Raw genomic sequence first — 13,113 nt, forward strand, 5'->3', positions numbered from 1 at the left:
CAGGCTGCCGATTCGTTAAGGCCAGCCGTGGGGAAAGGAAACGCCCTTCGCCTGGCTGGTTCGATCCTGCAAGATGTGCGGCTCCTCCTCATGGAGCGCAGACCTTGCCGTTGTCTTCCCGGCGGGCATTCATCGCCCGTGGAAGCCACCCGCGGATTCATCAGCTGCAAGTTATGAGCTTCCAATGTTAAGATGTACTTAAATGGAGCGGCGCGTGGCGGGATTTCGCTGATCTTCGCCGCTTTCAACCCCCTTTTTCGCAGGGCATTTCGCTTTGCTTGCAGATGCTGTATAGCGGGCGGCGTTCTGGTTGCAGCATGATGGAGCCTTGCTTGCCGTCTGATTTTTTTCGTCGCCGCATCGCGCTTGGCGGTCCGGCCATCATGCTGCTTGGCATGTTGATGTTTGCCCTGAACGACGCAATGGCCAAGGCGCTGGTTGCAGATTACGGATTGGGGCAGGTGGTGGTACTGCGCAGTCTGGCGGCGCTTGTCCTGCTGTTGCCTTTTCTGGCCGGTGGCGGATGGCGCATGGTGCGCCATGTCGAGCAGCCCCGGATGCAGCTTGCCCGCGTTCTGGCGTCAACGGTTGAGATCATCACCTTTTACTTCGCCGTCAAGGCCCTGCCACTTGCCGATGTGATGACCTACTGGCTGGCTGCGCCGATCTATGTGGCCGCGGCCTCGCCCTTTCTGCTTGGGGAGCGGCTGGGGTGGCGGCGGATCAGCGCCATTCTGGTGGGATTTATTGGTGTGCTTATTACGCTGGAGCCCTCCAGCCAGATGTTCACGCCCGCAGCAACGGTCTCGATTGCAGGGAGTGCTGCCTTTGCCTTCATGATGCTGTCCGGCCGCTCGCTTCGCGGCACGCCGGACAGGATGCTGGTGCTGTTTCAGGTGGTGGCGGCCCTGATCGGCGGCCTTTTCTTCGCGCCTTTCGATTGGGCGCCGATTGCCTCCACCGGCCATTTCCTCATGCTTTCCATGCTTGGGGTCGTTTCCATGGGCGCGCATATGCTGGTCAACAGGGCTTTGAAAATGGCTGATGCGGCGGCGGTCGCGCCCTTGCAATATACATTGTTGCTATGGGCGGTCATTTTCGGCTGGCTGTTCTTCGGCGATGTTCCTCGCCCCAGCATGATTGTCGGCGCCTCGCTCATCATCGCGTCCGGCCTGTTCATTTTCTTCCGTGAAAGGCAATTGAAGAAACGCGACTGCATTTTGCCTGCCGTGCCCGAGTAAGGGTGTTCTATCTCTTCGGATCCGGCCTGCTCACCACGAAGGCAGCGCTGCCGAGGAGAATAAGACCCGTGATTGCCTTGAGGGCCGTCGATGCATTCGAGGTCAGCGCCATGGCCGCAAAGCTGACCGCCATGACGATGACGGCGAGGAGCTTTGCCTTTCTTGAAATCGCACCCTGCTTTCGCCAATCGAGGAGGGGCTGGCCGAAGCGTGGATGATCCAGCAGCCATTGTTCAAAGCGCGGTGAGGAACGGGCAAACAGGGCGGCGGCCAGGATCATGAAGGGGGTAGTGGGCAAAAGAGGCACGAAAATGCCGATAATTCCAAGGCCGACGAAAAACCACCCCAGGGCCATCAGGATCAGTCGCATCAGTTTCTCCCGGCATTTTCTTCTGTCAGGGCGCAAGCCATGGCAGATTTCCGGAGGGGAAAACGGTTATACACTTTTCGCAGGTCAATGCGCAAAAGGCCATGATCGGCAGCGATCATGGCCTTTTTCCCGATCTTTTTCCAGAGGCGGTCTGTCAGCTTTTATGGGCCGCCACGGCGGCGTCATAGGCGGCTACCAGCGCATTTGCCTTGGCCTTGACGCCATCGGCCTTGTCGCCAGGCTTGTAGAGGCTGGTGCCAATCCCGAATGCGCGGGCGCCTGCCTTGAGGTAATCGCCGAAATTATGCTCTCCCACCCCGCCAACTGCGCCAAGCGGAATATGGGGCGGCATGATGGCCTTGATCGCGGCAATGCCGCTTGGGCCAAGAACGCTTGCAGGAAAGAACTTGATGGCCGAGGCGCCTGCCTTGACGGCTGCCAGCGCCTCCGTGGGGGTGAAGGCGCCGGGCATGGACACCATGCCGAGCCGCGCGGCAAGCCCGATGACTGCCGGGTCGGTATTGGGGGTGACGAGCAGATTGCCGCCAACGCCATGCAGGCGTTCCACATCGGCGACATCCAGAACCGTTCCTGCGCCGATCAGCACCGAGGAGGGCGCCAGCTTGCGCGCCTTTTCGATAGACAGGAAGGGATCGGGCGAATTGAGCGGCACTTCTATGGCTTCGAAGCCCTCTTCCAGCAGAACGGTGACAACGCTCTCAATGTCCTGAGGCGTGATGCCGCGCAAAATGGCAACCAGTTCCCGCTTCAATTGCGGCCAGACGACGCTTTGAGATGTCATGGGCGAATATCCTGATCTTGAACGATAAGCTTGCGGGCCGCGGCAAACAGGCCGTGGCGCACGAGAGCGCTGCCATCCAGCGGGTGCGAGACAACGCCTGCCAGATGCAGCGCACGGGCATAAAGGGCCGAAAGCCTGGCGGAAGCGACGATATGCACGGTTTTTCCGCCTTCGAAGAAGGCGCGCATCCCGGCAATCTCGGCCCCGATCAGCAAACCGGAAAGGCGGCTTGCCGCTTCGTTTTCCGCCGGTGCGGTCAAAAGTGCGGCGGCGCGAATGGAAAACAGGCCGGTTGGCAGGGAAAATGCCGGGCTCAAGGCTTCGCTCACGGCTTGATCGAAGGCCTCTCCGTTCAATTCCGTCGCCTCGGCGGGAATGGAAAGCCTCAGGATCGACTGCTTGCCGATGAGATCGAAGAGTTCGCCCGTCATGGCGGTGCGGAAGCGTTTGACGATGCCCTGTTCGAGATCCACCCATTTGCAGTGCGTGCCCGGCATGGCGATGATGCCGGTTTCAATGCCACCGGCAATGACGCCGGCAAGCTGGGTTTCCTCGCCGCGCATCACGTCGAAGGGGCCGGTCTGTTTCTGGCAGAGACCGGGAAGGATATGCACCTTGCGCGCTGCCTGCGGGCAGACGGTATGAAGGTGCAGATCGGTCAGTGCCGTCGGTGTTTCCACATAGGGCGCCTCCAGCCATCCGGCGCGTGCGCCTGCCATGCCCGCAATCACGACCGGCAGGAATGGAGGCGCATTCAGCGCCTCCAGATGTTCCTCCAGCACGGCAGCAAAGCGGTTTTGCGCCGCCGTGGCCGACATGCCATCCGCAGACTGGCCTTCGCCAAGGACAATGCCCTCGCTATCCACCAGCCAGATGCGGAAATTGCTTGTGCCCCAGTCCACCAGCGCCGCAAATGGGCCTGCCTCAGGGGAGGCTGCTGCCGTCATCTGTCAGCCCTCGCTTACTGCAAATCTTCCGGCAGCAGGGCGACCGGCAGGTTTTGATAGGAAACGGGGCGCAGGAAGCGGCGGATCGCCATGGTGCCCACCGAGGTCGCGCCGAAATTCGTGGTGGCCGGATAGGGCCCGCCATGCACCATGGCATCGCAGACCTCGACGCCGGTGGGGAAGCCATTGGCCAGCACGCGGCCCGCCTTGCGCTCCAGGATCGGCAGCAGGCGCCGGGCGATGGGGGCGTCCGCCTCATCCATTTGCAGGGTTGCGGTCAGCTGGCCCTCGAAGTTGCGCGCCAGCGTCACCATCTCGTCCTCATCCTTCACAGTGACGAGAATACCGAGCGGGCCGAACACTTCCTCACCCAGAACGTGCTGCGCCAGGAAGTTTTCGCCCGTCGTGGCGAAAAGATAAGGTGTCGCATTGCGCCGCTCGCAGCTGGTGGTCAGCACCGGACGTACGCCATCGGCCGCCTCGACGCGGGCAGCGCCGTCGCGGAAGGCATTGGCCATTCCGTCGGTCAGCATTGTCTGGGCGTTGACCGCGGCAAGGGCGGTTTTGGCTGTTTCGAGGAAGGCTTCGGCCTCCGCGCCCTCCTGCATGATGGCAATGCCCGGATTGGTGCAGAATTGTCCAGCCCCCATGGTCAGCGAGCCTGCCCAGCCCTTGGCAATCGTCTCGCCGCGTGCCGTCACGGCGGCAGGCAGCAGAAACATGGGATTGACCGAACCCAGTTCGCCGAAGAAGGGGATTGGCTCTTCGCGGCGCACGCAAATATCGAACAGGGCGCGGCCTCCGCGCAGCGATCCGGTGAAGCCGACGGCACGTGTCAGCTTGTGCAGGCAGATGGCTTCACCCGTTTCGCGGTTGCCGCCCTGCACCAGCGAGAAAACGCCGGCGGGCATGTTGCAGCGCCGGATGGCCGCATCGATTGCCTGTGCGACAATTTCCGACGTGCCGGGATGGGCCTCATGGCCCTTGACGACGACGGGGCATCCGGCGGCAAGCGCAGAGGCCGTATCGCCGCCCGCCGTTGAAAAGGCCAGCGGGAAGTTGGAGGCGCCGAACACGCCGACCGGGCCGATCGGACGCTGGATCAGGCGAATATCCGGACGTGGCAGCGGCTGGCGGTCCGGCAGGGCCTCGTCGTGGCGGCGGTCGAGATAATCACCCTTGCGGATATGGCTGGCAAACAGCTTCAACTGGCCGGTCGTGCGGCCGCGCTCACCCACAAGCCGGGCTTCCGGCAGGCCGGTTTCCTGCATGGCGATCTGCGTGATCTCCGCGCCGCGGGCATCGAGTTCCTCTGCGATGGCTTCCAGAAAGCTGGCGCGCTCTTCGCGGGAAGAATAGCCGAAGCTTTCGAATGCCTGTTCGGCGGCCTGCATGGCGCGGTCCACCAGGGCGGCGGAACCCTTTTGGAAGACATGGCTGTCACCCGTGGCGGGGGTAGAGGTGAAGGTTTCGCTGCCATCGACCCATTCGCCGGCAATCAGGTGTTTTCCGGTGAGGTTCAGCGTCATCCTGCTATCCTTTCAAAATCTTTTCATGGAATGCCCGCCCTTGTGGGGGCGGGCGGACGTGGTGAGCAAAGCCCCACCTTAATCGATAAAGGCCTCGACCGTGTGACGTTCGCCGGTCAGGAAGGCATCGGCCACCAGCCTGAGCGGCTGGAAGTCGGCGTCGCTGCGGCGGGACCGGATCAGGTCTGCAAAGCGGCTATAGATGCGCGCATATTCGCGATCGGGGCCTTCGACCTGAAGTGTCCCATCGATATAGAGTTCCGCGCCGCCCTTTGCGAGCCTCAGCGTGCCGGATTCGGTTTCCACCACGATGTCCCAGGTTTGTGGACCTTCCTGACGCCAGTCGAATTCGGCGTTTATCGGTGCGCCTGCCGCACTTCTCATGGAAAGGCTGGCGGCAATCGGTTGCTGGCGGTTTTCCGGGAAGGCAAGCGAGGCCTTTTCCACGATGGTCTGGCCGGGAATGATGGCGGTGAGAATGGAAAGGGCGTTGATGCCGGGATCGAAAACGCCGAAACCACCGGCTTCCCAGATCCAGGCCTGGCCAGGATGCCAGCGGCGAACGTCTTCCTTCCAGGTGATCTCCACATTGCGAATGGTCTTGTCCGAAAGCCATTGGCGAGCGGGCTCCACACCATTGGCAAAACGCGAATGCCAGGTGGCAAACAGCACCACGCCCGCCTGTTCGGCCAGTTCGCGCAGCGCTTGCGCCTCGCCGATCGTGGCGGCGGGCGGCTTTTCCATCAAAACGTCAAGACCGCTGGCAAGGGCTTTTTTGGCCATGGCGAAACGCACATCCGGCGGCGTGCAGAGGGAAATGGCGCGAATATCGGGGCGCTTCTCAAGAAATTCGTCATAGCTGGTAAAGTTTTCCGCGCCGTCGATCTTGCCGTTGCGGCTGATGGCGACGGTAATGTCGAAATCGGCACTATCGGCACAGGAGGGAATATGCTGGTCGCGAGCGATCTTGCCAACGCCGGCCAAAGCAAGGGCGATCCGGGAAGAGGTGGTCATGGGCTTTCCTGACAAACGGCTCATTATAAAAAAGGGCGCGCTGTCGGGCGCGCCCCGTTTGTTTGTTAGAGCGTTTCATGGAAACGCTCTAACGTTTTTTACGCATTTCCGGACGGAAAACCGGTTTCCACTTTTCCTGGAAATGCTTTAGTGCGAATCCTTGCCGACAGGCGCGCCACGGCAGCCCTTGAGGAAGTCGAAATCCGCACCGGTATCGGCCCCTTCCACGTGGTCGTGGAACAGCTTGGCGTAGCCGCTGGCGGGCGCTTCCACGGAGGGGCGCCAATCAGCCAGACGATGCTGCAATTCCTCCTCGGAAATATCGAGATGGACCTTGCGGGCATCGACGTCGATCTCGATGAAATCGCCGTCACGCACGATGGCCAGCGGCCCGCCGCGGGCGGCTTCCGGCGAGGTGTGCAGGAGAACGGTGCCGTAAGCCGTGCCGGACATGCGGGCATCGGAAATGCGCACCATGTCGGTGATGCCCTTGCGCAGCACCTTGGGCGGCAGGCCCATATTGCCCACTTCCGCCATGCCCGGATAACCGCGTGGACCGCAGTTTTTCAGCACCATGACGCAGGTTTCGTCGATGTCGAGAGCCTCGTCATTGATCTTGGCCTTATAGTCGTCGATGTCTTCGAAGACGACGGCGCGTCCGCGATGCTTCATCAGATGCGCCGAGGCGGCTGACGGCTTCAGAACGCAGCCCTTGGGCGCCAGATTGCCGCGCAGGACCACGATGCCGCCATGCTGGGTCAGCGCCTTCTCGACCGGCAGGATCACATCCTCGTTCCAGTTGCGGACATCCTTGACCTCATCCCAGATCGTTTCCCCGGAAACGGTCAGCGCATCCTTGTGGAGCTTGCCAGCCTCACCCAGACGCTTGATCACCACCGGCAGGCCGCCCGCATAGAAGAATTCTTCCATCAGATATTTACCGGATGGCATGAGATTGACGATGGTGGGAATGTCGCGGCCAAGCCTGTCCCAGTCATCCAGTGTCAGATCGATGCCGACACGACCCGCCATGGCCAGAAGATGCACGACGGCATTGGTGGAGCCGCCGATGGCACCGTTGACGCGAATGGCGTTTTCGAAGGCGGCCTTGGTCATGATGTCGGAGGGCTTCAGGTCGTCCTTGACCATCTGCACGATGCGGCGGCCGGAAAGCTGGGCCATGACGCGGCGGCGGCTGTCAACGGCGGGGATCGCGGCATTGCCGGACAGCGCCATGCCAAGCGCCTCGACCATGGAGGCCATGGTGGAGGCCGTGCCCATGGTGTTGCAGGTGCCGGTGGAGCGCGACATGGAGGCTTCGGCTTCCAGGAACTCTTCCTGGGTCATTTCTCCGGCCTTGACGGCTTCCGAAAACTTCCACAAATGCGTGCCGGAACCGACGCGCTCGCCACGGAAATAGCCGTTCAGCATCGGGCCGCCGGTGACGACGATCGAGGGCAGGTCGGTGGAAGCGGCGGCCATGACAAGCGATGGGGTGGTCTTGTCGCAGCCGACCAGCAGCACGGCGCCATCGATGGGCTGGCCGCGCATGGCTTCTTCCACCGCCAGTGCCGCAAGGTTGCGATACATCATCGCGGTGGGGCGGAAGGTGTTTTCCGAGGCCGAGAAAACCGGGATCTCGACCGGAAAGCCACCGGCTTCCCATACGCCTGCCTTCACCTTCTCCGCCAGTTCGCGCAGATGGCCGTTGCAGGGGGTCATGTCCGACCAGGTGTTCAGAATGCCGATAACCGGGCGGCCATCGAAAAGATCATGCGGATAGCCCTGATTCTTCATCCAGCCGCGATGGTAGATGGTATCGCGCGAATTCCCGCCATACCAGGACTGGGAGCGGAGCGTGCGGGGCCAGGGCTTTGGTGTGAAACCACTCATGGCGTTTCTTTCCCATTCTTTATTGAAGCAGCCAATGCTGCTGCTGCTTAAAGCGTCTTGATGGTGAGCGGCTGTTCAGCCGCGATTTTCAGCGGATTTTGCAAGGGCAGGCCGAATTCGGGGGCGCTGACTTCGAAAACATCGCCTTCTTGTGTTTTGAAGCCATCGGCGAAGGAGAGCGTAGCCGTGCCGAACATATGGGCGTGGAGATCGCCCGGCTGGCAGAACAGCCCATATTTGAAGTGATGGTATTCGAGATTGGCGATGGTATGCGACATATTGTTTTCGCCGGACAGGAAGGGCTTTTCCCAGACCGTCTTGCCGCCGCGCAGGATTTTCGAGGCGCCCCCGATATGGTCGGGCATCGGGCCGATCAGCATTTCCGGGCCGAAGGAGGCCGGACGCAGCTTGGAATGGGCAAGGTAGAGATAGTTGATCTTCTCCGTCACATGGTCGGAGAACTCGTTGGCCAGCGAAAAGCCGAGACGAACCGGATTGCCGTTCGGGTCGATCACGTAAAAGCCTGCAATTTCCGGCTCTTCGCCACCGTCAAGCGCGAAAGAGGGCGAAATCAGTGCCTCACCCGGCGCAATGGCGTTGACGCCGGTGCCCTTGTAGAACCATTCAGGCTGCACGCCCGTTTCGCCGGGCTTCGGCTTGCCGCCTTCGAGCCCCATGCGGAACATCTTCATGCTGTCGCTCATGCCGGCGGAATCGGCGTGCATACTGTCGCGGGCAGAGGCCGAGCCGGTATGGGTGAGGCCCGTGCCGGTAAGGAACATGTGGGCGGGATCGGGGTGACGGATGGGGCAGTCCAGCTTGCCGGAGGCGGCAAGGGCGTTCAGATCCACCGTTTCGGCAAAGCCGCGCCCGGCCACGAAATCCTTCAGGCTCTGGCCTGCGGCGATAGCGGCCATCGCCAGATCGTAGGTGGTGGATGAACCCTGAATCAGGCGCGCATCTTCCCCGTGCCGGCAGATGACGCCGCCAGCCTTGAGCTGTGACAGATACATGTTTCCATTCCTCATAGGCTGCTTCGCGATCCAGAAGCGGAGAAGCATCCTTGCTTTGTTTTTGCAGTGGCGCCTGTGGGCCGCTTCGCCCGGCAGTCGCGACTGGTTTCTTTCTGCGGCGGCGATGAACGCATGTTTCGCGCCTGGAAGAAGTCGAAAGCGGCGATGACCCTGTGCGGAGCGCCCCGCCGCTTTCCTGGTCGTCGGCCCGCCAGCTGTGGCAGGCGGGCCGCAACAGGCTGCCTCAGGCAGCCTTGTTCTTGTTGTAGACGTCGAAGAACACGGCGGCGAGCAGCACCAGACCCTTGACCATCTGCTGATAGTCGATCCCGAGGCCGATGATCGACATGCCGTTGTTCATGACGCCCATGATGAACGCGCCGATGACCGCGCCGGTGATCTTGCCAACGCCGCCGGAGGCCGAAGCGCCGCCGATAAAGCAGGCGGCAATGACGTCCAGTTCGAAACCCACACCGGCCTTCGGCGTGGCCGAATTCAGGCGGGCGGCAACGATCATGCCTGCAAGACCGGCCAGAACGCCCATGTTCACGAAGGTCAGGAAGGTGAGGCGCTCGGTATTGATGCCGGAAAGCTTGGTCGCCTTTTCATTTCCGCCCATGGCGTAAATGCGGCGGCCAATGGTGGTGCGGCGCGTGACGAAGGAATAGAAAATGATCAGCGCCAGCATGACCACCAGAACGTTCGGCATTCCGCGATAGGTGGAAAGCAGGTAGCCGAGCAGCAGGATGGCGCCCGAAACGATCACGTTCTGCACCACGAAGAAGGAGAAGGGCTCCACATCGATGCCGTGTGCCACATTCTTCTGGCGGCGGCGCCAGGCCAGCACGAACAGCGTCAGCGCACCGATCACCGTCAGGATGATCGAGGTTGAATGCAGTTCGCCCATATCGAAGATGTCGGGAATGAAGCCGGTGCTGATGAGCTGGAAATCAGCCGGGAAGGGGCCGACATTCTTGTTGCCGAGCACGATATAGGTAAGGCCGCGGAAGACCAGCATTCCGGCCAGCGTGACGATAAAGGCCGGAATGCGGTGATAGGCGACCCAGTAGCCTTGCGCAGCACCGATCAGCCCGCCGACGATCAGGCTGATGAACAGGGCGGGCAAAAAGCCCATGCCGAGCTGCACCGTCAGCACGGCCGAAACCGCGCCGATAAAGCCGACGATCGAACCGACCGACAGGTCGATATGGCCCGCCACGATGACCAGCAGCATCCCCAGCGCCATGACGACGATGAAGGAGTTTTGCAGCACGAGGTTGGTCAGGTTGACCGGCTTGAACAGAATGCCGCCCGTATAGAACTGGAAGAAGACCATGATCGCGACGAGCGCGATCAACATGCCATATTCGCGGATGTTGGAGCGGATATAGGAGCCGATCGACACCACGTTCTGCTCTTCGGTGGGATGATTGACCGAATTCATTATTTCTTCTCCCCTGAGCGCATGATAGCGCGCATGATGCTTTCCTGGCTTGCTTCTTCCTTCGACAGTTCGGCGACGATGCGCCCTTCGTTCATGACGTAGATGCGGTCGCAGGTGCCGAGAAGTTCCGGCATCTCCGACGAGATCATCAGAACGCCTTTTCCGTCGGCGGCAAGCTGGTTGATGATGCTGTAGATTTCATATTTCGCGCCGACATCGATGCCGCGCGTCGGCTCGTCGAGAATCAGCACCTCCGGATCGGAGAACAGCCATTTCGACAGCACGACCTTCTGCTGGTTGCCGCCCGAAAGATTGACGGCCTCCTGATAGATGCCGTGCGAACGGATGCGCAGGCGCGAGCGATAATCTGTGGCGACCTTGGCTTCCTTGATGTCGTCGATCACCGTGCCGTTCGCCACGCCCTGGAGATTGGCAAGCGAGGTATTGTGCAGGATATTGTCGCCGAGGATCAGGCCAAGATGCTTGCGGTCTTCCGTAACATAGGCAAGACCGGCATCGATGGCCTTGCGAACAGTGCTCACATCCACCGGCTTGCCGTGAACGAGCGCCTCGCCGGTGATCTTGTGGCCATAGGAGCGGCCGAACAGGCTCATGGCGAATTCGGTGCGTCCCGCGCCCATCAGGCCGGCAATGCCGACCACTTCGCCGCGACGCACATGGATGTTGATGTCGTGCAGCACCTGACGGTCGCGATGCTGGTGGTGGAAGGCGTTCCAGTTCTTCACATCCAGCACGACATCGCTGATCGGCACGGAGCGGGGTGGATAGCGGTCTTCGAGGTCGCGTCCCACCATGTTGCGGATGATCACGTCCTCGCTGACTTCTTCCTCGCGACAGTCCAGTGTTTTTACAGTCTGGCCGTCGCGCAAAACCGTGATCTGGTCGGCGACCTTGCGCACTTCGTTGAGCTTGTGGGTGATGATGATGGAGGTGATGCCCTGGTTTCTGAACTCCATCAAAAGGTTCAGCAGCGCATCGGAATCGGTCTCGTTCAACGAGGCGGTCGGCTCGTCGAGGATGAGCAGCTTCACGCTCTTTGAAAGAGCCTTGGCGATTTCAGTCAATTGCTGCTTGCCCACGCCAATATCCGTCACCAGCGTCGAGGGCGACTCCTTCAAGCCAACCTTGGCGAGGAGCTGCTTGGTGCGCCGGTAGGTTTCTTCCCAGCTGATCACGCCCTTCGAGGCGATTTCATTGCCGAGAAAGATGTTTTCGGCAATCGAAAGCTGGGGAACCAGGGCAAGTTCCTGGTGGATGATGACGATGCCGATTTCCTCACTGTCCTTGAGGACCTTGAAATTGCGGACTTCGCCATCGAAAAAGATCTCGCCGTCATAGGTTCCAGCCGGATAGACGCCGGACAGAACCTTCATCAGGGTCGATTTTCCGGCCCCGTTTTCGCCGACCAATGCATGAATCTCACCGGGACGAACCTTCAGGTTCACGTTCGAGAGCGCTTTCACGCCCGGAAACGTCTTGGTGATGTTCCGCATTTCGAGAATTGTATCGGTCATCATGAAAATCCCACGCCACGGCCATTCGAGCTTTCGGACGGTCTTGCCGTCTCCACGTTTGTCAACGGGTGGAAGCTTAAGGCCAAAGTGACAGTTTTCTGCGCTTTTGCGGCAAGGGACATTGCGCCTTGCGCGAGCGCTTTCGCTTCAAAAAGCCGGGGCGGACGCATGGCCCGCCCCGGCCCATGCATTATTTCAGCTGATCGGCCTTGTAGTAGCCGCTCTTGACGAGCACTTCGTCAACATTGGCCTTCGTGACCGTAACCGGCTTAAGCAGGTAGGACGGAACGACCTTTACGCCGTTGTCATAGGTCTTGGTGTCGTTGACTTCAGGCTGCTTGCCTTCCATCAGAGCGTTGACCATGGAAACCGTGACCTTTGCCAGTTCGCGCGTATCCTTGAAGATGGTGGAATACTGTTCGCCAGCCAGAATGGACTTGACGGACGGCACTTCCGCATCCTGACCGGAGATCACCGGCAGCGGCATGTCCTTGGAACCGTAGCCTACGCCCTTGAGCGAGGAGATGATGCCGATGGAGATACCGTCATAGGGAGACAGGACGGCATTGACCTTGGCATCGGTGTAGTAGGCCGAAAGCAGGTTGTCCATGCGGGCCTGGGCGGTTGCCGCATCCCAGCGCAGCGTGCCAACCTTGTCCATGCCTTCCTGGCCGGACTTGATCACCAGCTTCTTGCTGTCGATATAGGGCTTCAGGACCGACATCGCGCCATTATAGAAGAAGAAGGCGTTGTTGTCGTCCGGGGAGCCGCCGAACAGCTCGATGTTGAACGGACCCTTGCCGTCCTTCAGGCCAAGACCGTCTACCAGGGTGGATGCCTGGAGAACGCCGACCTGGAAGTTGTCGAAGGTGGCGTAGTAATCGACATTGCCGCTGTCGCGGATCAGGCGGTCGTAAGCGATGACCTTGATGCCGGCGTCATGGGCCTTCTTCAGAACGTCGGACAGCGTCGTTCCGTCGATGGCGGCAATAACGAGAACCTTTACACCCTTCGTGACCATGTTCTCGATCTGCGAGAGCTGGTTTGGAATATCGTCATCGGCATACTGAAGGTCGGTGGAGTAACCGGCTTCCTTCAGCTGCTTCACGATATTGTTGCCATCGTCGATCCAGCGGGCGGACGACTTGGTCGGCATGGCAATGCCGACGGCGCCCTTGTCTGCCGCCATTGCAGAGGATGACAGGATGGCAGCGCCCATGGCGATGGACGCAAAAAGACTGACGAGTTTCTTCACGAGGAACCTCCCTTGGTTTCCGTGCGGCCCCAGCTCCTTCTGTTCGCCGCTAAGAATCCGGCAGGCCGCA

General features: G+C 60.5%; 11 protein-coding genes. 1 reads left to right on the forward strand and 10 read right to left on the reverse strand.

The genetic code is table 11. From position 1 onward, the window contains the following. Nucleotides 1–383 precede the first annotated feature (383 nt). The gene (locus T424_RS0111085) at nucleotides 384–1,241 is read left to right on the forward strand and encodes a DMT family transporter (protein WP_084268482.1); all 858 of its coding nucleotides are present in this window, start codon (nucleotides 384–386) and stop codon (nucleotides 1,239–1,241) included. Between the two features lie 7 nt (nucleotides 1,242–1,248). On the opposite strand, the gene T424_RS0111090 is transcribed toward T424_RS0111085, so the two are convergent. The 10 genes from T424_RS0111090 to chvE form a co-directional block, all read right to left on the reverse strand. After that, on the reverse strand, nucleotides 1,249–1,611 hold the full coding sequence (locus T424_RS0111090) for a YbaN family protein (RefSeq protein WP_027487792.1): 363 nt from the start codon (nucleotides 1,609–1,611) through the stop codon (nucleotides 1,249–1,251). 154 nt (nucleotides 1,612–1,765) lie between these two features. Further along, a complete protein-coding gene (locus T424_RS0111100) occupies nucleotides 1,766–2,413 on the reverse strand; it encodes a 2-dehydro-3-deoxy-6-phosphogalactonate aldolase (RefSeq protein ID WP_027487793.1) in 648 nt (215 codons plus the stop codon). After that, complete coding sequence (locus T424_RS0111105) at nucleotides 2,410–3,360, reverse strand: 2-dehydro-3-deoxygalactonokinase (protein WP_051558935.1); 951 nt, start codon at nucleotides 3,358–3,360, stop codon at nucleotides 2,410–2,412. Before T424_RS0111105 ends, T424_RS0111100 begins: the two co-directional genes overlap by 4 nt. A 14-nt stretch (nucleotides 3,361–3,374) precedes the next feature. Continuing rightward, nucleotides 3,375–4,889, reverse strand: coding sequence for an aldehyde dehydrogenase (NADP(+)) (locus tag T424_RS0111110; protein WP_027487795.1), 1,515 nt, complete (start codon nucleotides 4,887–4,889; stop codon nucleotides 3,375–3,377). A 78-nt stretch (nucleotides 4,890–4,967) separates the two neighbouring features. Beyond that, entirely contained in the window at nucleotides 4,968–5,903 is a 936-nt protein-coding gene (locus T424_RS0111115; RefSeq protein ID WP_027487796.1) for a Gfo/Idh/MocA family protein, read from the reverse strand. A 147-nt stretch (nucleotides 5,904–6,050) separates the two neighbouring features. Continuing rightward, a complete protein-coding gene (araD, locus tag T424_RS0111125; RefSeq protein ID WP_027487797.1) occupies nucleotides 6,051–7,796 on the reverse strand; it encodes an L-arabinonate dehydratase in 1,746 nt (581 codons plus the stop codon). A gap of 47 nt (nucleotides 7,797–7,843) precedes the next feature. After that, the gene (araD1, locus tag T424_RS0111130; RefSeq protein ID WP_027487798.1) at nucleotides 7,844–8,809 is read right to left on the reverse strand and encodes an AraD1 family protein; all 966 of its coding nucleotides are present in this window, start codon (nucleotides 8,807–8,809) and stop codon (nucleotides 7,844–7,846) included. 244 nt (nucleotides 8,810–9,053) lie between these two features. Then, on the reverse strand, nucleotides 9,054–10,253 hold the full coding sequence (gene mmsB / locus T424_RS0111135; protein ID WP_027487799.1) for a multiple monosaccharide ABC transporter permease: 1,200 nt from the start codon (nucleotides 10,251–10,253) through the stop codon (nucleotides 9,054–9,056). Next, nucleotides 10,253–11,788 (reverse strand): multiple monosaccharide ABC transporter ATP-binding protein, encoded by a 1,536-nt coding sequence (gene mmsA / locus T424_RS0111140; protein ID WP_027487800.1) that lies wholly within the window; start codon nucleotides 11,786–11,788, stop codon nucleotides 10,253–10,255. Before mmsA ends, mmsB begins: the two co-directional genes overlap by 1 nt. A gap of 190 nt (nucleotides 11,789–11,978) precedes the next feature. Continuing rightward, nucleotides 11,979–13,043 (reverse strand): multiple monosaccharide ABC transporter substrate-binding protein, encoded by a 1,065-nt coding sequence (gene chvE, locus T424_RS0111145; protein ID WP_027487801.1) that lies wholly within the window; start codon nucleotides 13,041–13,043, stop codon nucleotides 11,979–11,981. Between the last annotated feature and the right edge of the window lie 70 nt (nucleotides 13,044–13,113).

Source organism: Allorhizobium undicola ORS 992 = ATCC 700741, assembly GCF_000621665.1.
In the GTDB taxonomy this organism is placed as follows: Bacteria; Pseudomonadota; Alphaproteobacteria; order Rhizobiales; family Rhizobiaceae; genus Allorhizobium; species Allorhizobium undicola.